A 23875-nucleotide genomic window follows, 5' to 3' on the forward strand; every position below is an offset into this window, starting at 1 on the left:
TTTTTTCAGGCCGGTTACCGTGCCTTTTTGTTCTGAATCTTTGTTCAGGCAAGTTAATGAAACAACCACTCTGCAACAGAATGAACTGCTCCCGGGTAACGAAATAATTGGAATATTGATAAGAATTCTCGATTAATAAGGAATAAGTTTTTATGAGTGAGAAAAGCATCGTTCTCATAACGCATCATGCTGATGGGAAAAACCAGAACGTCACCGCAAAGGGTTCTCATCCGGCGAAAGTGGTTGTTAAACCAGGAAGTCAGTATCTTCTCAAGAATGAAACAAATGATTTCGCCCCTGAAAACGTAATACTTAAACGCGTGGGAGATGATTTATTCGTTATTCAGGAAGGCGAGTCTGAGCCTGTTATCATACTCGAAGATTACTATGCCAATGATGGTCATCCACCCCTTTTATTGGGAATGGCTGAAGATGGCATGCTTTATCCCTACATTCCTGTCTCAGGCGAAGGCTATGAGACGGGTTATCTGATGGCAGACGGACAGTTGTCCCCTGTTGCACTGGGTGGCGATACCTACGGCCCAGGGGCACCTTATGTGGCGGCACAGGAAGACAGCAACACATTATATCCTCTATTCGGTTTACTGGCAGGAGCCGGCGCTATTGGTACAGGCGCAGCGATAATACATCATAACAATAAAGACGATGACTCCTCCTCTCCAGCGGTGACGCCGCCGCATAGCCAGGGTATCGGACAGATTACCGATAACACCGGGCCCGTCAGAGGTGCGCTGACAGACGGCGCGATTACAGATGAATCTATGCCTCAGATTTCAGGTCAGGGAACAGCAGGCAATATTGTCACCCTTTACGACAATGGCACTGCCATTGGCTCTGCAACCATTGATGCAGACGGCAAATGGAGCTGGACGCCAGCCGCGCCGATGGCCGATGGTTCCCATGCACTGCACACCACAGAAACAGATCCTGCGGGTAATGTCAGCGATGCCTCAGACGCGATTACCATTATCGTTGATACCGTGCCACCCGATCAGTCGACGGTTCCGACCATCACGGACAGTGCGGGCAACGTCATCGTTAATGGCGGGGCGACCAACGAAGTGCAGCCGAATATTTCCGGCAAGGGTGAAGCGGGTAACACCGTTGTTATCTATGACAATGACCAGCCGATCGGCTCTGTTGTTGTGAGTCCGGACGGCAGCTGGAGCTTCACGCCAGACGAACCGATGGAAGAGGGCTCGCACAGCATTAATACCATTGAGACCGATCCGGCAGGTAACAGCAGCGCACCGACGGAGGCCAATGACATCACCATTGACACCGTTGCACCTGAAAAAGCGGCTACGCCGACCATCACCGATAACGTCGGCGACATCACGGGCCCGCTTAACAGCGGTGATTCAACCGATGATGCCCAGCCGGAGCTTTCCGGTAAAGGTGAAGCGGGCAGCACCGTGATTATCTACGACAACGACCAGCCAATTGGCTCCGTCGTTGTAGATGCAGACGGTAGCTGGAGCTGGACACCGGACGCGCCGCTGGCCGAGGGTGAGCACAGTATTCACACCACTGAAACCGACGTGGCGGGCAATACCAGTGCCCCGACTGATGCGGTCACGATCACGGTGGATACCACTGCACCTGACCAGGGTGGTACGCCGACCATTAAAGACGATGCAGGCAATGTCATCGACAACGGTGGGGCAACTAACGACGCACAGCCGGAAATTTCCGGTAAAGGTGAAGCGGGCAACACCGTAGTGATCTACGACAATGACAAGCCGATCGGCTCGGTTGTTGTGGACGCAGACGGCAGCTGGAGCTATACGCCGGATGCGCCGATGGCGGATGGTTCACACAGCATCAACACCGTTGAAACCGATGCTGCGGGTAACAGTAGCGCACCGAGCCCGGCCGAAGTCATTACGGTCGATACCGTGGAGCCGAATGCGGTGGTGCCGACTATCAAAGACGATGCAGGAAACGTTGTTAACAGCGGTGATACAACCAGGGACGCTCAGCCGGAAATTTCCGGTACGGGCGAAGCGGGCAACACCGTGGTGATTTACGACAATGATAAGCCAATTGGCTCTGTTGTTGTGGACGCAGACGGCAGCTGGAGCTACACGCCGGATGTGCCAATGGCGGACGGTTCGCACAGCATCAATACCACTGAAACCGATGCTGCGGGTAACACCAGCGCCCCGACTACGGCTGAAGTCATCACCATCGATACGGTTGCACCCGAAAAAGCCGCTGCACCTGTTGCCACTGACAATGTGGGCGACGTGACGGGGCCAATCCTGAATGGTGGTCTGACGGATGATGGTCAGCCGGGTTTCTCCGGCAAGGGCGAAGCAGGTAACACTGTTGTCATCTACGACAACGATCAGGCCATCGGTTCTGCCACTATAGATGCAGACGGCAACTGGAGCTGGAAACCAGCCACCCCAATGGCAGAGGGTAATCACAGCATCCATACCACCGAAACGGATAAAGCCGGGAACACCAGTGTTCCTTCAGACACCCTTGGTTTCACCACCGATACCACCCCGCCTGACGTGACGAAGCTGGCCATTACCGGCTACGCGGACGACGTCGGTGAGGTGACCGGCAACGTGATAAGCGGCGGCAGCAGCGACGACACCACGCCGGTCATCAGCGGCACCGGCACGGCGGGCGACACGATCACCGTGTACGACACGCTGAACGGCACGCAGATCGTGCTGGGCAGCGCCACGGTGGGCGCGGACGGCACCTGGCAGCTGGCGGTGGACGGCGCGCACGCCCTGGCGGCGGGCACCCACGGCCTTACGGCGGTGGAGAGCGATCCGGCGGGCAACAGCACCAGCCCGACCCCGGCCTACACGGTGACGGTGGTCACCGGCGCGCCGGCGGCGCCGAGCATCAACACGGTGATCGACGACGTGGGGGTGACCGAGCCCCTGCAGAAGGGCGCGGTGACCAACGACAGCACGCCGACCCTGAACGGCACGGCGGGCAACAGCGTGACGGTGCGCATCTACGACAACGGCACGCTGATCGGCAGCACCACGTCGGGCGCGGACGGCACCTGGAGCTTCACGCCGTCGCGGGGCGTGGCGGACGGCAGCCACGCGTTCACGGCGGACGTGGTGAACGGCGTGGGCCAGGTCAGCCCGCAGAGCGGCGAGTGGGCGCTGACGGTGGACACCGCGGCCCCGGCGGCGGTGAGCGACCTGGTGGTGACCGACGACGCGGGGGCCCTGACCGGGGCGCTGGCGGACGGTGACACCACCGACGACAGCACCCCGACCCTGAGCGGCACCGCGGAGGCGGGCGGCACGGTGAACATCATCGACAACGGCCAGGTGATCGGCTCGGTCACGGCCGGTAAGGACGGTGCGTGGAGCTGGACCCCGGCGGCGGCGCTGGCGGACGGCGACCACACGCTGGCGGTGAGCGTGACCGACGCGGCGGGCAACACCGGGGCGGCGACGCCGGGCCTGACGGTGACGGTGGACACCAGCGGCAACCTGATCCAGATCACCAGCGTGACGGACAGCGCGGGCAGCGTGACCGGCAACATCGCGGCGGGCGGGGTGACGGACGACGCGGCGCCGGTGGTGAACGGCACGGGCAAGGCGGGCAGCGTGGTGAGCCTGTACGACGGGGACGTCCTGGTGGGCACGGCCACGGTGCGGGGCAACGGGATCTGGAGCCTGGCGCCGGGCGCGGCGCTGGCGGAGGGGCCGCACACGCTGCGCGCGGTGTCGACGGACGCGGCGGGCGTGGTGAGCGACGCGGTGACGTTCAGCTTCACCGTCGACCTGACGGCGCCGGCGCGGCCGGTGATCGGCGGGGCCACGGACGACGTGGGCAGCGTGCAGGGGGCGCTGGCGAACGGGGCGGTGAGCGACGATCCGACGCCGACGCTCACGGGCACGGCGGAGGCGGGCAGCACGGTGACGATCTATGACGGCGGCACGGTGCTGGGCAGCGTGACGGCGGGCGCGGACGGTGCCTGGAGCTTCACGCCGACCTCGACCCTGGGGGAAGGGGCGCACAGCTTCACGGCCACGGCCACGGACGCGGCGGGCAACACCGGCCCGGCCTCGGCGGGCTTTGAGCTGACGCTGGACTTCACCCCGCCGGACGCCGCAAACCTGGCGATCACCGGCTATGAGGATGATGCGGGCGAGGTCACCGGCAACGTGGTAAGCGGCAGTAGCAGCGACGACACCACGCCGGTCATCAGCGGCACCGGCACGGCGGGCAACACGATCACCGTGTACGACACGCTGAACGGCACGCAGACCGTGCTGGGCAGCGCCACGGTGGGCGCGGACGGCACCTGGCGCCTGGCGGTGGACGATGCGAACGCCCTGGCATTGGGCACCCACGGCCTCACGGCGGTGGAGAGCGATCCGGCGGGCAACAGCACCAGCCCGACCCCGGCCTACACGGTCACGGTCGTGTCTGCAACGTTACCGACGCCAACCATTGATACCGTGATGGACGATGCCGGTGTCTATGTGGGCGCGTTGACAACGGGTGCAACTACCGATGACACGACGCCAACACTTGCGGGTACAGCTACGGCCAACAGTACTGTGCGTCTGTATGACAATGGCACGTTAATCGCGAGTGTTACTGCCAGCGCTCAGGGTACCTGGACGTATACCGTATCGCCTGCACTGCCTGATGGTGCTCATGCGTTTACCGTTGATGCGGTTAACAGCGTGGGGCAGCACAGTAAGCAGAGTACAGCGTTCGATATGACACTGGATACCTCGGGTCCGAATGTGACAGGAATGACGACGACAGCCGCTATCTCTACAGACACCTCGAGTGGGCTGGTAGTGGGTGACCTGTTCAGCCACAGTACTGATGCGACTAACAGTGACATGATCACGCGTGACTCTACAGTCACCATTAGCGGTAAATTGAGCCAGGCACTGAAGAGCACGGAAATTCTGCAGATTACCTTTGATAATGGTAAGACGTGGGCATCACTGCTCTCTGACAGCGGCACAGACTGGAACTATACCCTGGCTGCAGCCACGGCAAGTACTACCTATGATTATCATCTGCGGGTGATTAACTCTGTTGGTGTGATTGCTGCTGATACTGCTTTCAAAGATAAATACCAGGTGGTTATCGACCTTGATTCACCAGATGCTCTTACGAGAGCGCCTAAAGTAGATGCAGCGATTAGCAGCAACGATGTCTTGCTATTTAGCAGTACGACCTATGGCAGGGTTGAAGCTGGCGCTATCGTTTCACTGGTGAGCGATGTGAATCAGAATGGTACTTATCAGGAAGGCCTTGATAAGGTCTTAGGGTTCGCAACCGCTAACAGTGATGGTACCTGGTCAATGTCAGTGTCATTGCCTACGGGTGCACATAACCTGGCCTTTGTAGTCTGGGATTTGGCCGGCAACCGTTCTGCAATGAGCGTCAGTACCAGTACTGGTGTTACCGATGGTTCGGGTGTGACGGTGATTGAGCAAAACTGGGGCGGAACGACCGATGCAGACAATCGCGGCCTGAATGCAGCGGCAGTGACCATCAACCAGTATGGTGGCTGGTCATTTGCTCAAAGCGTACGCGGTACAACTGGCACGACAACGGCAAATGCCCTGCGCGTCTATAACGAAGTGAATCAGCAGGATTACACCTCGACATATCTTGATCAGCCGTCAAAGGCTAATGGCGCAGAGTACAACGTTAATGACACGAGCTATAGCCGCTACATTAACTCAATGACCTTTGCCGATATTAACCGTGACGGTTACACCGACATCATGTCGCAGGTGAGTTCTTACGGTAACGCCAACCACACGGCTTACTGGATGCAAAATGCGGATGGTACTTATCAGGCGCATGCCCTGAACCAGGGATCGCTGAACCACTTAGGTGGGGTCATTGCGTATGACCGTGAAGGTGATGGCTATCTTGACTTCGTCCTGGCAGACTCCGAGTCAGATTCCATTTCGTTTATTAAAAACGTAAATGGCTCGCTCACTTATGAGTCCAATAAGGGCTTTTCAAATGGTCATCCGGGCGGCGCTATACCATCAGCTCTGAGCATTCTGCATGAAGTGGGCGCAGTCGATATCGACAACAACGGTACTGTCGATATCACCGCGCACATCGACTACAACGGCGCATCAAGCTATGTCGGTAACGCCTCACGTGGTCTGGGTATTCTGTACAACACCGCCAACGGTAACGGCACGACCAGCTTTAGCTCAGTCGGTTATTACGCCAACGTATTCCGCAATGATGGTGCAAACGACTATGGTAACTATTCCATGTCGATGACCTATGCGGACTTCAACGGCGACGGCTGGCTGGATCTGTTCCTGAGCGGTGGTTCCAAAGCCGGAGTGAACAGCAATGAGAACCGTATTTATCTGAACGACGGTAAAGGAAACCTGCTGGCAAGCGATGCAAATGCATTGTGGTTTGGTGACTCATTACTGGGGGGAACATCGCTGGCAGTTGACTGGAACCACGATGGTAAGATGGACATCATCGAGATTCCACGTTCGGGTACATCCGGATCACCAACGCTTTACCTGAATACGGGGACCAACAACTGGCGTACAGCGGGTATTACGTTAACGGATAGTGACTACTCAAACCTGACGGGTGCCGTGGCGCTGGACTACGACTGGGACGGTTCGATGGACCTGGTAGTTTACCGTTCAGGGGCTGATGCTGCGGTGGTATCTTCAGACAATTCCGCTCCGACACTGCTGGTGAAAAATACCAACGTGGCGGCAGATGGTACCAGCCTGAAGATTCGTATCGTTGATGGTGAAGGTATCAATACCTTCTACAGCAACACGGTGAAGCTCTATAACTCCGCAGGTGAGCTGGTTGCCACGCAGCTGATTAACCCGCAGGCGTCTGGTTCAAGTAACAGCATGGGACTGGTGAGTTTCTTTGGACTGGATGTCAATGAAACATACTCCGTTCAGCTGCTTCGGGTAACAAACGGCGCAGCCAACCACGTTGGGGCAACTGCCAGCATTGGCGGCTACATCAACGGTACGGTGAACGAGAACTGGGGCAATCTGACAACGGGTAAATCGCATGATGCTTATGTACTGACGGCAGAGAAAATCAGCGACGTAAACAGCACTACCGGCAACGGTATTATTGGTACGGGTTATAACGATACCTTCTTCAGTACAGCGGGTAACGATACCTACACGGGTGGTGGTGGCTGGAACCTTACTGTCACAGGTACTCAGGTCTGGAGTGAAACTGCGGGTCTGGATATTGTGGACTACAGTCATGCTCCTGGTGCGATTACTGCCAACCTGAAGACAGGCGTAGCAGTAGGACATGGCTTCGATACGCTGGTGAGTATCGAAGGGCTGATTGGTACCAGCGAGGGTGACACCTTTACTGACAACGCTGCAAACAACCAGTTTGAAGGGCGTGGTGGTAATGATGTCTTCTGGCTGACTAACGGCGGCAATGACGTGCTGATGTATAAAGTCCTGACCGGTTATAAGTCCGATGGCACGGGAGGTAATGGTCACGATACCGTACATGATTTCCATGTTGGCAATCTGGCTACCGATAGCAATGCGGACCTTATCGACCTGAGCGATCTTCTGGATTACACCGGCAGTATCTCGTTCTTCAGGGATAATGGCGTGCTGCAGCTGGATAATAGTTCCAGGGATATCCTGAACTATCTGAAGGTGGAAACCTCAGGCCATAATACAGTCATCAGTATTGACCGTGACGGTACCGGTGGTGCGTATGGATTCACCAATATTATTACATTGGCTGATACCCAGACCGACCTTGTAACTTTATTGCAGAACAATCAGATAATGGTGTAAGGATTAATTAGCTCGCCGTCCTGGACGGCGAGCTAATTTCACATCATTCCTGTTTATTGCAATTTTCCATATTGTTTTCAGATCCCTCTGTTTAAATATCCAGAGGGAGCGGAGTTCATAAATGAAAGTGAAAAAATTAAATTTCTCGTGTGCTTTGCGGGTTGTTACCCTGGCATTGTTTTCACTGATGGCATCGGGTCTTCAGGCGCAAGCGGAAAGTACCACGGTAAATTCAGAGACTAAACGTCAGAAAGTAAATGTTCAGTATCACTCTTTGCCGCAGGTGATCCCTGAACAGGCCCAGATGGTTTATTACTACCCAAAAGAGATAAACGCAGGTCCGCTGTATGTGTATGTCGATAAACAGTTTCACACAGCCTTATTGCCAGGCCAGTTTACAGTGATGTGTGTTGCTACAGGTGAGCATGCTTTTTCTACCGCGATAACGGATGAACCTGACTACAAGAATAAACTGCATTCTTTTTTTAACGCTAAGTTTAAAGGCGGATTGACGTATTTTGTTAAAATGAATTCAGCCAGCAGCACTGTAACAAACATTGCCGTAACGCGGCAGGACGCCGAGCGTGATTTGGCTTCACTGCAGCGTCAGGTCAAATTAATCAATCGTGCTTCCGCTGTTAAGGCGTGCCAGTATATTGGTGGGTCAACAGTGAATACGATGCTGGTTCAGGATTCACTGCTATTTAATTTTGGTGGCAGTGACTATCATGATCTGTTGCCAGAATCGCGCAATCGCCTTAGCAGGATTCTGAAAACGATAAAAAACCCTGATGATATCAATGCAGTAAAAATTACAGGGTTCACGGACGGCATTGGTGACATCGATAAAAATATGCGCCTTTCACAGGCTCGCGCAGATACAGTGCGTCAGGTGTTAGTTCGCGCTGGCATTGGCAGCCATCTGATCATCGCTGAGGGCGGAGGCGTAGCGCACTCAGCAAATGGCTGTACTGCTAAAGCCAGTCATCAGTCCGATGGGTGTAATAAGGTGAGCCGCCGTGCAGAAATTATGATTGATGGTCAGTAAAAGTATTATCAAATAAGACTAAACCTCTATGCCTGACGGGCATAGAGGTTGATCTTAGTCATATTTTAATGACATGGCCCATAATAATGAATTACTTTTCATTCGCGTGCGGCCATATGTCTTTTGTTCATGGCGCTGTTTCGATTAATATAGCTTCCTGCCTGAGTGTCGGGTTTCACAATTAATTAACTACTGGTGTATTTTAAATGGTTGGCATGCTGACTGTTTATTTTTATCTATGTGTCAGGGATAGCCTGATAAGGCTTCGTTGTTCTTAATGAGAATGCAATGAAAGATAATAACCTTTCGGCCGTTACTGCGGTGTCAAATGACAATCACTATTACGAAAGTGAAGAAAAAGATACGCTATTATGTGCAGTGAAATGGCTGTCGAAATATTATGGCAAAGCGGCCAGTACAGCAGTTCTTTTTTCAGGCTTACCGCGTGGAAAAATGCTGACAGCAGAGCTTGCGGTAAAGATGCTGGATCAGACAGGCATTAATGCCGGATGGGTTAAGCGCGATCTTAATACAATAAACGACTATTTATTCCCTCTGATCGCTGCACAGAAAGAGGGGGACGTTGTCGTTATTACAGGTTGCAGGCGTAGCAAAGGAAAAGTGGAATATGATGTGGTCATTCCCGAAACCGGCCTGACACATCAGGTAAGCGCTGAATCGCTTAAAAACGCTTATAACGGCTATGCGTTGCTGGCCAGCAAACGACCCGCGCTTAACACCCAGGGTGAAAACGATATTCTGCCTCAGGTAAACAGTGGCGGGCACTGGCTGTTCAGTACGTTATGGCGCTATCGCCACTATTTTTACAGCGCGGCATTAGCCGCACTGCTGGCTAACGTCCTGACACTGGCCTCAACCTTTTTTGTTATGAATGTCTATGATCGGGTCGTACCAAACCAGGCCTACGTAACGCTTTGGTCGATGGCGATTGGCGTGACTATTGCCATTATATTTGAATTCGTTTCACGGCAGCTGCGCGCCTGGTTAATTGATGTGGCGGGAAAAAAAGCCGATCTGATTATTGGTACAAAGCTGTTTCGTCAGATGATGTCGGTACGACTGGAACATAAACCTGCTTCGGCAGGCTCTTTTGCTAACCAGATGCGTGAGTTTGAATCAATCCGTGATTTCATGACATCAGCTACCCTTGCGACCCTGTCAGATTTGCCATTTTGCCTGCTGTTTCTGGTCATCATCTGGATGATTGGGGGAGCTCTTGCCTGGGTTCCACTGATGGCGGTACCAGTCATTTTAATTATCAGTCTGATCATTCAGCTGCCGTTGCGGCGCTGTATGCAGGAAAACATGCGTGAGTCATCCCTGAAGCATGGCATGTTGGTTGAGACCATTTCAGGCATTGAAGCACTGAAAGCAGCGCATGGTGAAGGCGCAATGCAAAAGCGCTGGGAAGAATACAGCGCGTTATCGGCCCATACTTCGATGAAAACGCGTTATTTGTCCAGTATGACGCTGAACTTCACGACAGCGATACAGCAGCTTACGACGGTTATTACCGTTGTCTGTGGTGTTTACATGATCCACAGCGGTGAGTTGAGCATGGGCGCGATGATTGGTGTGGTTATCCTCTCAGGCCGGATGCTGTCACCGCTCAGTGCTATGGTTGGACTCGCGCTTCGCTATCAGCAGGCAAAAACGGCCTTAACATCGCTGAACAATCTGGTTCGCCTGCCGGTTGACCGGGACAGTAACAACAATTATCTGCCAGCGCCCCAATTTCAGGGCAACCTTCATCTCAGGGATATAATTTTTGACTATCCGATCCCGGGAACGGATAAGTCGCTGAATGCCATCAATCGTGTGTCGTTTGACGTAAAACCCGGCAGTCGGGTGGCGATTATCGGCAATATCGGGAGCGGGAAGTCAACACTGCTTAAGCTCCTTGCCCGACTCTACTGGCCGAAAAGCGGACAACTCTCAATCGATGGTGTCGACGCGGGTCAGATCGATCCCGCTGACTGGCACACGACGGTTGGCTATGTCGGACAGGAGTGCCGTCTTTTCCACGGATCACTGCGCGAAAACGTGATGATCGGTGACCCCTCAGCCAGCACCCTTCACTTTTTACATGTCGCGAAAATGACCGGTCTGGATCAGATTGCGGCTCGTCACCCAATGGGCTTCGACATGCCAGTGGGAGAAATGGGGCAATTGCTCTCCGGTGGTCAGCGGCAGCTGGTTGCGCTGGCACGCTGTCTGCTGCTTGAGCCAAAAATCCTGTTAATGGATGAACCCACCAGCTCAATGGATGCCCTGACGGAAGCCCGGTTTATTCAGCAGCTCAGTAGTGCGGTAACAACTCAGACGCTGATTATTGTCACCCATCGGCTCTCATTGCTCAGCATGGTCGATCGGCTTCTGGTTATGGAAGACGGCAGAGTTACCCATGACGGCGACAAAGAAGCCATCATCGCTAAGTTGAGTGCTGCGCAACATCCGGCGGGAGAGTAAGGAATGTTTAACAAATCAACAACCAGCACGCCGCAGGCTACTGCGGATGTGATGGCAAAGCCTGCTGAGATTCAGGCAAAAGGGCCGGTTAAAGCGGGTGATGAGATGTTCATGCGCGACCTTCATGGTGCGCTGTTAATCCAGAAGAACCCGCTCAGCACCCTCATTTTGGGGTTGATTGCTGCAGTGATTATCGTAGCCGTAACCTGGGCGCATTTCGCCATCGTGGAAGAGATCACCATGGGCGAAGGAAAAGTGATCCCGGCGAGTCGTGAGCAGATTATACAGAGCCTGGAAGGCGGTATTCTCGATGAGCTGGATGTGCGTGAGGGAGAGGTGGTAGAGAAGGGGCAGCCGCTGCTGAAAATTGACCCTACGCGTTCGGCTGCCAGTTATCGTGAAGCGCTCTCAAAAGTGCAAGGTCTGAAAGGGACAATTGCACGTCTTCGTGCTGAAGCTTATGACACGCCCTTGATTTTCCCCAACGATATTGAAGAAAGCATCGTGCGTGATGAAACGCAGGCATACCATTCGCGCAAAACCTCGCTTGATGAAACGGTCGCATCGCTTCAGCACAGCCTGAACCTGGCGCAACGCGAGGTGAGTTTATCGGAGCCACTGGCGCGTAAAGGGCTGGTTTCTGATGTAGAAATTCTGCGGCTGCGTCGTCAGGCCAATGAGTTCAATATGCAAATTGTTGAACGCACGAACCGGTTCCGTGCCGATGCTAACAACGAGCTGACCAAAATGGAAAGCGAGCTGGCGCAGGCAGAGCAGATACTTGCAGGACGTCAGGATGTCATGGCGCGCACCACGATTGTCGCGCCCGTCCGGGGAACGGTAAACAACATCAAAGTGACGACGCAAGGTGGCGTTATACAGCAAGGGGCAGAAATTATGACCCTTATCCCGCTGGAAGATCGCCTGCTGGTTGAGGCAAAAATTAAACCGTCTGACGTCGCCTTTTTACATCCGGGTCAGCCTGCGACAGTAAAAATCACCGCTTACGACTATGCCATTTACGGCGGCCTGCATGGCCAGGTTGAGCACATCAGTCCCGACACCATTTTCGATGAAGAGAGAGCACGTTCCGGACGTGGTGATCCCTACTTTTACCGGGTTTACATACGCACTGACGAGGCGGAACTTCGCGTGGGAAATAAAACCTTCCCGATTATTCCTGGCATGGTGGCGACGACTGAAATACGGACCGGCGAAAAATCGATTCTCTCCTATTTGCTTAAACCTGTTTTAAAAGCTCGTGAAGCTTTTAGGGAGCGCTAATCGTGATGAAGAAAAATCGCCTGGCTATTCTGTTGCATATTGCACTCGCGGCCATGACAGGAGTTTCAGCTGCCTGGGGGCAGGAGGAGGATGAACTGCTGGTACTGGAGTCGTTATCGTCTGCATCAGACACGCCTGCTCCGGTGACCCATCAGGCCGCGGCCCCTGACGCTTTGCCGGACACCCCCCGATCGCCTGCAGACGCGGAGATACCGCAACCTCAGGCCGCGTCTGCTGAACAGAAACCGGAACCGGAGTCGCACTCAGTCAGCACCCCGTCCACCTCTGTCACAGAGCCGCCTCAGGCGCCGCCCGCGAAAATAACGGCACCTGCGCCGAAGCCACCCGAAGCGCCGTTACCGGCTCATGCACCACAGCCTCAAACTCAGCCGTCAGATAAGCCCGAGCTTAAGACCCTGATGGATCAGTTTGCCTATAAGCCAGACAGGCCAGAACCTCCGTTGCGGGAGGCCGTGGGATCGGCTCGCACTCTCCAGCGACCGGGCGATCGGCATGCCGTCGTGGCTGCTGGCGGCACAACGCGTGCCTATTTCCGTGACATGGTGCTCATCGCGCTTAATCACAGTCCGGAAGTTCGGGGCGCAATTGCTAATCTTGAGCAGTCCACCTGGAGTGCCGAAGAGGTTAAAGGCCAGCGCTATCCACAGTTAAAAGTCGGCATGAACACGCCTTTCCGATCATTTGGCGAGGGCAACTCCACCAATAACTCTTCACCGGGAGACACCAGCGCAACCGTGTCAGTCTCAACGACGTTATTTGACTGGGGAAAAATCAGCGCAGACCTGCACAGCGCCCGGGAAAATATCAGTGCTTCCGAGCTGGCAATCAAAGAAGAACATGAGCAGATTGCGTCAGGCACGGCAACCGAATTACTCAACCTCAGCCGTTATCAGGCCAGTCTGGCGATTGCCTCGCAATATGCGGCACGTATGCAGGAACTGGTAAAAATGCTGTCTCAGATCGCAAAGGCGGATCGGGGCAGAGCCAGCGAACTCACGCAGGCGCGTGCGCGTCTCTATTCTGCCGAAGCGAGCAAAGAGCAACTCCGTCATCAGTATGATGCGACGAAGATCAAACTGGTGCGCCTGTTAGGCGTTGAGCCGGTGATACCGCCGGGTCTGCGCTGGAACGATGGTCTGATTCCCGCTCCGGTTGCGTTAGAGGCATTAAATAATCATCCAACGCTTTTGCGCGGTGAAGCGCAGGCCCGGGCAGCCGATGCCAGAGCTGAATCAATAAAAGCAGCGGGCATGCCGCAGATCGACTGGGTCGTTTCCAAAAGCACGGCGAAAAACGCAATCGGTGAACAGGAAGCCTGGTACACCGGCCTTAACGTCGAGTGGAGTCTGTTTAGCGGCGGTTCAGAACGTGCGGCACATCAGGCAGCACTGGCACAGGCGCGATCTCTGCGCGAAAGAGAGCATACGACAAAACTTGAGCTGGAATATCAGGTGAGAAATATGATTGAAACGCGCACCTCATCATTGCAGCGCGCAGAAGATTACGATCGACTGAGTGCTGAAAGCGATAAGGTACGCCGCATGTTTTACGATCAGTGGTATCACCTGGGAACGCGAACTCTGCTGGATGTGCTGACCGCAGAAACGGACCACTTCAACAACCAGATATCGGCCATTAATAATCGCTTTGACGGCTATGTCAGCAATGTAAGCATCATGTACAACGCGTCAATATTAATGAACTGGCTGGCTGACAAGTCACTGAATAATGATTCACTGGCCCAACACCATTCTGACTAAATGAATAAGATTGCCGGATGTGAATTTGCCCCCTTTTTTTGGATGTTCTGTCCGGGAACATTCAGTCCGGAATCATTGCTAACCCTGTCCGTTGCATACTGCCAGGGGACTTTTTTATCCGCAGTCCCTCAACGCGTTAAATCTTCATGGTCTACGCTTTTAGAGAACCGTCATTAATACAAACGACAAATAGAGGTGAAGATGCAAGTCAGTCCTTATCTGTTTCTCTATGGCCGTTGCGAAGAGGCTATCGACTTTTACCTGCAGGCGACCGGGGGAGAGTTGCTCTCTAAAATGAAATTCGGTGACATGCCGGATCAGGGTGAACAGGTTGGCGATAAGTCTGCGCCGCCGTTGCCGCCAGAGAAGATCATGCACGCTCAACTGCGTATCGGTGAGGGTGAACTGATGCTGAGTGACGGAAACACCGATCAGCCGCCAGCGTCTGAACACGCCGGTTACGCGGTCAGCCTTTCAACTACCGACGTCGATAAGGGTAAAGCCTGGTTTGAGAAACTGTCGGCAGGCGGTAAGGTGACGACACCGTGGCAGGAGACGTTCTGGTCGAACGGATTCGCGATGTTTATTGATAAGTTCGGTATTCCGTGGCGCATCAATGTTGAGAAACCACAGGCGTAACCGCAGGAGAGATGCAGTGCTAATTCGATTAGCCTGCATCCGAAAAAACGGGCGCTGAAGGCGCTAAGCCCGGTGCCAGCGCTGCTGCGAAACGGGCGGTTTTCGAGCCGCCCGTTATCATTATCAGAAGTTGTAACCCGCCACCAGGTAGTAACCCCAGCCGGTCGATTTCACTTCAAACGGACCGTTGCCGAAGTTCAGCTCCTGACCATCTGCCCACTGTCCGCCGTTGTGGAAGTAACGCGCCACCGCAGAGATGTGCCAGTGATCGTAGCCCAGTGACAGAATGTGGCTGGAGGCGATGGAATTGCTGGTGCGGGATGCGCCGCCTTTTTCGTTGAGATCGGAACCCCAGTCGAAGTTGGTGAAGCCCACATAGCCCAGATTACCTCCCCACAGTGTGGTGATAGGCACGAAGTATTTCACCTTGAAGCGATAGCCATCCCAGCTGTTTTCGTTCGCCGCACCGTAGTTTTCCCACTGATATTTGGCGTAAACGTTCAGCGACAGGCCGACATCGCTGTGCGTATCGATATCCGTGCCCAGACCCATATACCATGTGTTCTGGCGGTTATCGCTGTTGCGGCCCATGTCGTAGATGTAGTTGTTGGCGAAATACCACTCTTTGAACGGTCCAAAGGCCAGGCTGGTGCCGGTCAGTTTATCGATAGAGAAGCGCGGTTCAATTTCCATAAACATCGGTGAACCGTGGTCGAACACGCCGTTGGCATTGCTGTTACCGACGCCGAAGAAGTTAGGCACGTCCAGATAGCCGTAGAAATCGAACCACTCTTTTTTCGCAAACGCTTCATATTCCAGATAAACGTCGTTGTTAAACTGCGGTCCGAAACGCGTGTGGTAGCTGCCTACCACGTTAACACTCTGATGCCACCAGTCTGAGACATACTGCGGATCGCTTTCAGCGGCCTGGGCAGCACCATTCAATGAACATGCCAGCACGGCACCTGCTATCAACGTTTTAAATTTCATTATCATCAGCCACATGCTTTTGACCGCCGCACAGCAGACGCAGTCAGAGAGAAGTCGGTCCCTGGAGGGGAGTGAGGTATTCAGCAAAAAACAACCAGTTCTTCAGCCCGCGTAGCGTGCCTGTAACAGATCGATAGAAAATAGATTTTGCTCACGTTTGTCAAAAAGTGTTGCATTACAATTCAGCTAAAATGTGATGCACTTCACAATAACGGCGTGGACCGAACGGAACCAGGCAACCGTTTACGTTGTCTGGTTCGTGATCAAACGGGCGGGATCAGGGAAGGGTGACGCGAACCTGTAAACCACAAATTGCGCCCTGCGGCGTCAGGCAGTTGGAAAGGGCGACATGAATCTGGTGTTTCTGCGCGACGTTGCGCACAATCGATAACCCCAGCCCGCTGCCCTGAGCTTTCACGTCAGGCGAACGGGTAAAACGATCGAACGCGCGTTCGATAAAGGATTCCGGCATGCCCGGCCCGTTATCGACAATATCGACCACCGTTTTTCCCGCGACCCGATGCAGCAGCACATCGACAAGGCTGCCTTCCGGCGTGTGCAACATCGCATTACCAATCAGGTTGTCGAACAGACTGCGTAACTCGGAACGGCTGGCCTGCAGACGGTACTGCGTGGAGCCGTTAAAGCCGATATCAATACCGCGTTTATCCGCCACCACCATTAACTGCTCAATGCTCTCTTTCAGCAGATCTTCGAGTTCAATATGCTCTGTGCTGGAGACCACGCTCTGGTCATCCTGGCGTGACACGTTCAGCAGCTGCGTGACCAGGTGACGGGTACGTGTGACGCCCGCCTCCAGCTGGCTGAACTGCCGGGTCGCTTCACCCGGCTGGATATGCTGACGCAGGTTTTCCAGCTGTAACGTTACCGCCGTCACCGGTGTGCGCAGTTCATGCGCGGCATCTTCCAGAAACTGACGCTGTGACGACCAGGCTTCTCGCAGCTTACTCAGTAGCGAGTTATAGGCAGCCACCAGTGGCAGGATCTCATCCGGCAAACCTTCTGGTGAGACGTTGTGCGGATGGTGCGTCTCCTGCGCGGCAATCTGACGGGAAGCGACCTGCAGATCCCGGGTGATCTTTCGTACCACCAGCCAGATCACCAGCAGCGACAGCGGCATCATCAGGATCATCGGAATGATCGCCGCCAGCGCCCGTTTGACCATCGAGGCCTTCATGTAGCTGAGGTTGTGCATCACCTGAATGGTTTTGATCTCGCTGCCGGGCATGCCGGGCCGGGTAAAAATACGCCATTCACAGTCCTCACACTGACCCACATGCACATCATGATAACCGCGCTGGTTTTGCAGTGGGGCCTGCAACTCCGGCCATGAACTGGCCCGCAGCTGGCCGTGATCGTCCCAGAGCTGAACCACAAACGCGCTTTTCGCTTTGTCAGGCGCGATAAGCATCGGCATCAGGGCTGGCATCTGCTTATTGGTGGACCAGGCATCAGCGATTTTTGCCAGCTGATCGTCCTTCATGGTGCCGACCATATCGCCGTAGCAGCTGAAGAAATACCAGGTGACACCGCCGATCATCAGCAGGTGAATAATCAGCAGTGTAGAGAGTAATTTATTGCGCAGTGAGCGCATAAAGCGGAAAGGTCTCATATTGCCGGAACCCGCCAGCCCAGACCCCGCACGTTGCGGATGACGTCGTTATCGAGCTTGCGACGCATGCCGTGGATCAGGACATCCACCGCGTTGCTGCTGACTTCATCGCCCCAGCCGTAGATACGGTTTTCCAGCTGTTCACGCGACAGAATCGCGCCCGGGCGCTCCAGCAGGGCGTAGAGCAGGGCATACTCGCGCGCCGTCAGCTGCTCGCGCTGGCCTTTGTAGAGCACTTCGCGGGTCATCATATCCAGCTGGACATCGCCGCTGCCCAGCACGGAGTCTGCCGCGCCGTGGCTGCGTCGGGTAATGGCGCGCATCCGGGCCATCACTTCCTGGAGATCGAACGGTTTAAGCAGGTAGTCGTCCGCACCGCTGTCGAGCCCCTGAATCCGCTGCGCCACCGTATCGCGCGCGGTAAGAATCAGCACCGGCGTGGCGTCACCGCGCCCGCGCGCCCGTCGCAGTACCTGCAAACCATCATCGCGGGGTAAGCCAAGGTCGAGCAGCACGCAGCTGTAGCCGCCTTCGCTCCAGGCGTTCTGGGCATAGACGCCATCGCGCACCCAATCCACCGACCAGCCCGCACCCTCCAGTGCCTGCTGCAGGTTCGCGCCGATCATTTCATCATCTTCAACCAGTAACACCCGCATGGCTGATCTCCTCTGCAAAGATGGGGGGAGTTTACTTATCAATTGTTAGGCCAGAATTATCCGCCGTCATACTTCGTACTAAAGCGGGGGGCTGCCTTTGCCCACCCCGGTCACTGACATCAGTCAGTACGCTGCCGTTTCAGCTCTTGCTAATTCTGCGCTAATTTTCTGCTAATTAAGGGATAAATTTTAGCGGGTAGAGTGGCTCCACTGCACATCAGCATCAACAGGAGGAACCATGAATCAGCGCGAGTTTATTCGGAGTTTGCTGGACTGGATTGAGAATAACTTAGGACACGATCTGCATCTGGATGAGGTGGCACGCCGCTCGGGCTATTCGCGCTGGCACCTGCAACGCCTGTTCCGCCAGCACACCGGCTTTTCACTGGCAGAATATATCCGTCAGCGTCGCTTAACCGAGTCTGCCCTCAGTCTGCTGAGCGGCAACGAAGCGATACTGCAGGTGGCGATGAACTACGGCTTCGATACCCAGCAAGCCTACACCCGCACCTTTAAAAACTATTTTATGATGACGCCAGGCCAGTTGCGCCGTCAGCGTCGCGTTGAGCCGGATCGGCTGCTGTTCCCGCTGGCGATGGCGAGCTGATGCCTGATCAGACCCTCCCGTCACAGCACACAGACGGGAAGGTCGGCCCATGCTTTACGCCGTACGTCGCCTCGCTTTTTTTGCCCGTCAGCCACAGTGACCCCGCCCGAACGTGTTAGTTTGTTGCCTGCATCCCTTTACTGCTGGAGTCGGGAAACATGGAAAACGGCGCGAACTTAACCGCCATGCTGATATTTGCACGGGTGGTTGAGTTACAGAGTTTCAGTGAAGCAGCACGCGCACTTGGCTTGTCCAAATCTCATGTCAGCCGGGAAATTGCCCGTCTGGAACTGCGGCTCGGTATCCGGCTGCTGCAGCGCACCACCCGGCGACTGGCACTGACCGAGCTGGGTCAGGCTTACTACCCCTTCTGTGTGCGAATGCTGGCTGAAGTGCAGCGCGCCGAGGCGTTTGTGCAGCAAGTGAATCAGCAGCCCGCTGGCCATGTCAGGCTGCAGGCCCCCGTCACCTTCGGCTGCCAGTGCGTGGTGCCCGTTCTCAATCGTTTTCTGCGCCGTCATCTGCATATCAACGTCGATCTTGATCTGACCGATCGCAATCACGATCGGCTGTACGATCAGGTTGATCTGGCGATTGTGATCCGATCCCGATCGCCGCAGCAGGGCAATTTCCGGGTCCTGAGCGATATCACGTGGGGACTCTATGCCGCATCCGCTTACCTGGCGCAGCGACCCGCCATCACGCATCCTGAGATGCTGCCGCGCCACGACCTGCTGCTGTTTCATGGCCCGGCGCACACCGCCGCACTGCCTTTCCGCCGTGATAAGCAGCGGCTGGCACTGGACGTGCGCAGTCGCTTTCGCGCCAACAACAGCATGGCGCTGCTCAATGCCGCACTGGCGGGCAGCGGCATTGCCTATCTGCCCTCCTACATGGCGCAGGAGGCGGTGGCGCGTGGCGATATCCAGCAGTTGCTGCCGGAGTGGCAGATGGATCGCCTGCAAAGCTATCTGCTGCTGCACGAGACCCCTGAACCGGCATCGCCCGTGACGCTACTGTGCGATGCCCTGGTTGCGGCGCTGAATCCAGACTGATTGTTGCCTTCTGACAACAATCAGCGCCACAGAGTAACTATTCTGCGATGACTGTTGTTAATCTGCTACGCCGGTTAGCCTGTATCCCTGATCATTCAACGGATATCACCATGCAACAGTCACCCGAACCGACAGCGTTTCCGCACTGGAGACGTAACTTAGCGGTCTGCGTCGCGGGCTCTTTTACCACTATTGTAGCCATGACGCTGCTGCTGCCGTTTCTGCCGCTCTATGTCCAGCAGCTGGGTGTTGAGCAGCCTGCCGCCATCGCCCGCTGGTCTGGCCTGGCCTATGGCGCGACCTTCTTCAGCGCTGCGCTGACGGCACCCCTGTGGGGCAGGCTGGCTGATCGTTATGGCCGTAAACTGATGCTGATACGTGCCAGTCTTGGGATGGCGGTTGCGATGTCGCTGATTGGCATGGCGACCGCGCCGTGGCAGCTGGTGGCGCTGCGGCTGCTGGCGGGATTACTGGGCGGCTACGCATCGGGATCGACCATTCTGGTGGCGGCGCAAACGCCAAAAGCACAGACCGGCTGGGCGCTGGGCGTATTGTCCTCCGGCATTATGGCAGGCAACGTGGTGGGGCCACTGCTGGGCGGCGTGTTACCTCCGCTCATCGGGATTCGTCAGACTTTCTGGCTGACCGGCGCAGTGATTTTCCTCGCCTTCCTCGCAACCACCTTTTTACTCAAAGAACAGCCGCGTGCGGCCGTGATGTCGCGTGCCAGCCAGCAACACCTGACTGACGACCCGCCGGTCAATCACAGTCTGGTGCGGCTGATGTGGCTCTCCAGCATGTTGCTGATCTTCGCCAGCATGTCGATCGAGCCGATTATCACGCTTTACGTGGGTGAGTTTGTGAAGGGGGACCATCAGATCATCCTGATGGCCGGACTGGTCATGTCCGCAGCGGCGCTCGGCACTGTCCTGGCGGCACCCCGGCTGGGCCGTCTGGCCGATCGGGTGGGGCACGGACGGGTGCTGACCGGTGGATTGCTGGTCAGCGGGCTGCTGCTGATTCCGCAGGCGTTTATTACGGCGGCCTGGCAACTGGTGCTGCTGCGTTTTCTGATGGGGATAGCGCTGGGCGGATTGATGCCCTGCATCACGGCGATAATCCGTCATAACGTGCCGGGGTCACAGGTCGGGCGGATGCTGGGGTACTCAACGTCGGCGCAGTATATCGGCCAGGTCAGCGGCCCGTTATTCGGCGGGCTGGTGGGCGGCGCATTCGGAATGCGGCCAGTGTTTCTGGTCACCTGCGGGGTGATGCTGTTTTGTGCGTGGCTCAACGGGCGCGTGATGAAAAAATAGCATAAAAAAAGGCGGACCGGAGTCCGCCTCAGGCTATTCACAGATACGTGAATTACTTCTGGTCTGGCAGGGCGTAAGCAATCACATAATCGCCCAGCTTAGTCCCAAACGAGCCGTGACCGCCTGCCGCAATGACAACATACTGCTTGCCATTCACTTCATACGTCATCGGGGTCGCCTGGCCGCCAGCTGGCAGACGTGCCTGCCATAACAGCTCGCCGGTGTCGGTGCTGAACGCACGCAGGTAGTTATCTGCGGTTGCACCAATGAAGAACACCTTACCTGCGGTGGTGATAGGACCACCCAGCATCGGCATACCCATTTTGAACGGCAGCGGAACCGGTGCGCTATCGCGAACGGTACCAATACGCTGTTTCCACACCACGTCGTTGGTCTTCAGATCCACCGCAGAGATGTAACCCCAGGCAGGCTGTTTACATGGCAGACCAAACGGTGACAGGAACGGATTCAGCTCGACGCCATACGGCACGCCATACTGTGGCTGAATACCGGTTTCGGTGCCTGAACCCCCTTCAGCGCCTTTCGGCGGCTCAATCGGGTTGCCCGGGCCACGTGGAACCAGCTTCGAGACAAACGGCAGCGCCATTGGGTTAGCGATGGCGATCTGACGATGTGGATCGACTGCGATGCCGCCCCATTCGAACATGCCAAGGTTACCCGGGAACACCAGCGTACCCTGCTCAGATGGCGGGGTGAACGGACCTTCATAGCGCAGGCGTTTGAAGATCACGCGGCACACCAGCTGGTCAAACATCGTTGCGCCCCACATATCCTTGTCCGTCAGGTTCTGCTTCGGACGGAAGGTCAGCTCAGAGTAGGGCTGAGTGGCGGCAACGTGATCGCCTTTGGCAGCACCCTGTGGCACTGGCGTTTCTGGCGCAGGCACCACTGGCTTGCCGGTGCGGCGATCCAGGACAAAGATATTGCCGGTTTTCGCGGGTGCGTAAACCACCGGTACGGTGTTGCCATCTTTGTCGGTGATGTCAGCCAGCGTTGGCTGAGACGGCAGATCCATATCCCACAGGTCGTGATGCACAGTCTGATAAGACCAGACCAGCTTACCGGTGGTGGCATTCAGAGCCAGCACGCTGCTCGCATAACGCTCCTGCTCTGGTGTGCGGTTACCGCCCCAGATATCCGGTGTGGTCACGCCCATTGGCAGGTAAACGGTATCCAGCTTCGGATCGTAAACGGCCGGTGCCCATGAGTTCGGAGAGTTCATGGTGAAGGTGTGTTCATCAGCCGGAATGGCATTCGGATCTTTCGCGCCTGGATCAAATACCCACAGCAGTTTACCGGTATTCACATCAAAACCACGAATTACGCCTGACGGCTCGCGGGTAGAGAAGTTATCGGTTACTGCACCCGCCATCACAATGGTGGTGTTAGTAATGACCGGCGGAGACGTCGGCTCATACATACCCGCAGTGGTGACAGGCTGTTTGTGTTGCAGATCCAGTTCGCCGTTAACGCCAAATGACGGGCAGCGCTCGCCGGTCTCTGCGTCCAGCGCAAACAGACGACCATCGTTAACAGGCAGATAGATACGACGTGAACAGAGAGCAGGCTGAGTATTCGCTGCATCGGCTGCTGCCGGTACTTCATGATAAGAAACACCGCGACAGGTTACGTGCTGGAAGGTCGGGTTGACCTTCATGCCCGGATCAAACTTCCACTTCTGCTTACCGGTGGCCGCATCCAGTGCAAACAGAATCTGGTGTGGCGAACAGAGGTAAAGCGTGTCGCGGATTTTAATCGGCGTGACTTCGTCAGTGATTTCACCCGGATCGTTAGGCCCTTTCATGTCGCCAGTCTGGAACTGCCAGGCAACCTGCAACTCTTTCACGTTCTGGTGATTAATCTGCTTCAGCGGCGAGAAACGGGTTCCCTGCTGATCGCGCGCATAAGCGGGCCAGTCAGCATCCGGAATGTTGCTCAGCGGCGCAGCCTTAGGGGCGTTGTCAGCGGCTTCTGGCACTGAACCGTTTATCACCTGCGGGTCGTTGAACACCGCATAGGCCAGCACGATAGCACTGGCAACCAGCGCCACCGCCATCGAACCCAGCGCAGCTTTACTGCCCACGCTGACACTGCGATAAACAAATGGCAGGATCAGCCAGACACCGAAGATCACCAGCACATCGGTGCGCGGTGCCAGTGCCCAGAAGTCAGTACCCACTTCCCATACACCCCAGATGAGGGTGCCGATCAGCAGAAGCGCATAGAGAACCAGCGCGGTGCTTTTACGACGGTAAAGCAGGTAAGCGGTGATAAGCATCACCACACCACCAACAACGTAATACCAGGAACCACCAATGGCGGCTAACCAGCCACCGCCAATCAGCATAAACGCGCCCGTCAGCACTGCGAACAGTACCGTCAGGAAACGAATTACGCCAAAAGATGAGGAGTTTTTCCCCATAATATCGACCTCGTTTCGTTACCATAAAACACACGAAAACAACCAGATAGGCTGCTTCCAGTTATCAAGTACAAATGATTAAGGGTGTTCTTGAGTATCTCTTC

Annotated in this window: 13 protein-coding genes; 9 read left to right on the forward strand and 4 right to left on the reverse strand. The window is 55.4% G+C overall.

Features of this window, described 5'->3' with window-relative positions; translation table 11 throughout:
- The first annotated feature begins 152 nt into the window (after positions 1-152).
- The 6 genes from N5J69_RS10805 (at position 153) to yjdN (ending at position 15071) form a co-directional block, all read left to right on the forward strand.
- Positions 153-7829: an Ig-like domain-containing protein gene (locus tag N5J69_RS10805; RefSeq protein ID WP_279770238.1), complete on the forward strand. Its 7677-nt coding sequence runs from the start codon at positions 153-155 to the stop codon at positions 7827-7829.
- A 121-nt stretch (positions 7830-7950) separates the two neighbouring features.
- Positions 7951-8877 (forward strand): OmpA family protein, encoded by a 927-nt coding sequence (locus tag N5J69_RS10810; RefSeq protein ID WP_279770240.1) that lies wholly within the window; start codon positions 7951-7953, stop codon positions 8875-8877.
- A gap of 288 nt (positions 8878-9165) precedes the next feature.
- Entirely contained in the window at positions 9166-11367 is a 2202-nt protein-coding gene (locus tag N5J69_RS10815) for a type I secretion system permease/ATPase (RefSeq protein WP_279770242.1), read from the forward strand.
- A gap of 51 nt (positions 11368-11418) precedes the next feature.
- On the forward strand, positions 11419-12651 hold the full coding sequence (locus N5J69_RS10820; protein ID WP_279770658.1) for an HlyD family type I secretion periplasmic adaptor subunit: 1233 nt from the start codon (positions 11419-11421) through the stop codon (positions 12649-12651).
- A 5-nt stretch (positions 12652-12656) separates the two neighbouring features.
- A complete protein-coding gene (locus N5J69_RS10825; RefSeq protein ID WP_279770244.1) occupies positions 12657-14432 on the forward strand; it encodes a TolC family protein in 1776 nt (591 codons plus the stop codon).
- Positions 14433-14633: 201 nt separating this feature from the next.
- Complete coding sequence (gene yjdN, locus N5J69_RS10830; protein ID WP_279770246.1) at positions 14634-15071, forward strand: VOC family metalloprotein YjdN; 438 nt, start codon at positions 14634-14636, stop codon at positions 15069-15071.
- A gap of 123 nt (positions 15072-15194) precedes the next feature.
- Here yjdN and N5J69_RS10835 read toward each other — a convergent pair whose 3' ends face one another.
- The 3 genes from N5J69_RS10835 to N5J69_RS10845 form a co-directional block, all read right to left on the reverse strand.
- Positions 15195-16061, reverse strand: coding sequence for a nucleoside-specific channel-forming protein Tsx (locus tag N5J69_RS10835; RefSeq protein WP_279770248.1), 867 nt, complete (start codon positions 16059-16061; stop codon positions 15195-15197).
- 277 nt (positions 16062-16338) lie between these two features.
- A complete protein-coding gene (locus N5J69_RS10840; protein WP_279770249.1) occupies positions 16339-17694 on the reverse strand; it encodes an ATP-binding protein in 1356 nt (451 codons plus the stop codon).
- Positions 17691-18350 (reverse strand): response regulator, encoded by a 660-nt coding sequence (locus tag N5J69_RS10845; protein WP_111141873.1) that lies wholly within the window; start codon positions 18348-18350, stop codon positions 17691-17693. Before N5J69_RS10845 ends, N5J69_RS10840 begins: the two co-directional genes overlap by 4 nt.
- A gap of 238 nt (positions 18351-18588) precedes the next feature.
- On the opposite strand from N5J69_RS10845, the gene N5J69_RS10850 reads away from it, so the two are divergent.
- From N5J69_RS10850 to N5J69_RS10860, 3 genes are all read left to right on the forward strand, one after another.
- Positions 18589-18957 (forward strand): helix-turn-helix domain-containing protein, encoded by a 369-nt coding sequence (locus N5J69_RS10850; RefSeq protein ID WP_279770254.1) that lies wholly within the window; start codon positions 18589-18591, stop codon positions 18955-18957.
- Between the two features lie 158 nt (positions 18958-19115).
- On the forward strand, positions 19116-20012 hold the full coding sequence (locus tag N5J69_RS10855) for a LysR family transcriptional regulator (protein WP_279770255.1): 897 nt from the start codon (positions 19116-19118) through the stop codon (positions 20010-20012).
- A gap of 110 nt (positions 20013-20122) precedes the next feature.
- Positions 20123-21328 carry an MFS transporter gene (locus N5J69_RS10860; protein WP_279770258.1) on the forward strand — a complete coding sequence of 402 codons (1206 nt, stop codon included), beginning with the start codon at positions 20123-20125 and terminating at the stop codon, positions 21326-21328.
- A 52-nt stretch (positions 21329-21380) separates the two neighbouring features.
- Here N5J69_RS10860 and N5J69_RS10865 read toward each other — a convergent pair whose 3' ends face one another.
- Entirely contained in the window at positions 21381-23771 is a 2391-nt protein-coding gene (locus N5J69_RS10865) for a glucose/quinate/shikimate family membrane-bound PQQ-dependent dehydrogenase (protein ID WP_279770259.1), read from the reverse strand.
- Positions 23772-23875 lie beyond the last annotated feature (104 nt).

Source organism: Pantoea sp. GD03673 (assembly GCF_029844725.1).
Taxonomy (GTDB): Bacteria; Pseudomonadota; Gammaproteobacteria; order Enterobacterales; family Enterobacteriaceae; genus Pantoea.

What these genes read in the sequence shown, in the direction of transcription:
- N5J69_RS10805 (WP_279770238.1), top strand. Translation starts at nt 153, where the DNA reads ATGAGTGAGAAAAGCATCGTTCTCATAACGCATCATGCTGATGGGAAA.
- N5J69_RS10810 (WP_279770240.1), top strand. Translation starts at nt 7,951, where the DNA reads ATGAAAGTGAAAAAATTAAATTTCTCGTGTGCTTTGCGGGTTGTTACC.
- N5J69_RS10815 (WP_279770242.1), top strand. Translation starts at nt 9,166, where the DNA reads ATGAAAGATAATAACCTTTCGGCCGTTACTGCGGTGTCAAATGACAAT.
- N5J69_RS10820 (WP_279770658.1), top strand. Translation starts at nt 11,419, where the DNA reads ATGGCAAAGCCTGCTGAGATTCAGGCAAAAGGGCCGGTTAAAGCGGGT.
- N5J69_RS10825 (WP_279770244.1), top strand. Translation starts at nt 12,657, where the DNA reads ATGAAGAAAAATCGCCTGGCTATTCTGTTGCATATTGCACTCGCGGCC.
- yjdN (WP_279770246.1), top strand. Translation starts at nt 14,634, where the DNA reads ATGCAAGTCAGTCCTTATCTGTTTCTCTATGGCCGTTGCGAAGAGGCT.
- N5J69_RS10835 (WP_279770248.1), bottom strand. Translation starts at nt 16,061, where the DNA reads ATGAAATTTAAAACGTTGATAGCAGGTGCCGTGCTGGCATGTTCATTG.
- N5J69_RS10840 (WP_279770249.1), bottom strand. Translation starts at nt 17,694, where the DNA reads ATGAGACCTTTCCGCTTTATGCGCTCACTGCGCAATAAATTACTCTCT.
- N5J69_RS10845 (WP_111141873.1), bottom strand. Translation starts at nt 18,350, where the DNA reads ATGCGGGTGTTACTGGTTGAAGATGATGAAATGATCGGCGCGAACCTG.
- N5J69_RS10850 (WP_279770254.1), top strand. Translation starts at nt 18,589, where the DNA reads ATGAATCAGCGCGAGTTTATTCGGAGTTTGCTGGACTGGATTGAGAAT.
- N5J69_RS10855 (WP_279770255.1), top strand. Translation starts at nt 19,116, where the DNA reads ATGGAAAACGGCGCGAACTTAACCGCCATGCTGATATTTGCACGGGTG.
- N5J69_RS10860 (WP_279770258.1), top strand. Translation starts at nt 20,123, where the DNA reads ATGCAACAGTCACCCGAACCGACAGCGTTTCCGCACTGGAGACGTAAC.
- N5J69_RS10865 (WP_279770259.1), bottom strand. Translation starts at nt 23,771, where the DNA reads ATGGGGAAAAACTCCTCATCTTTTGGCGTAATTCGTTTCCTGACGGTA.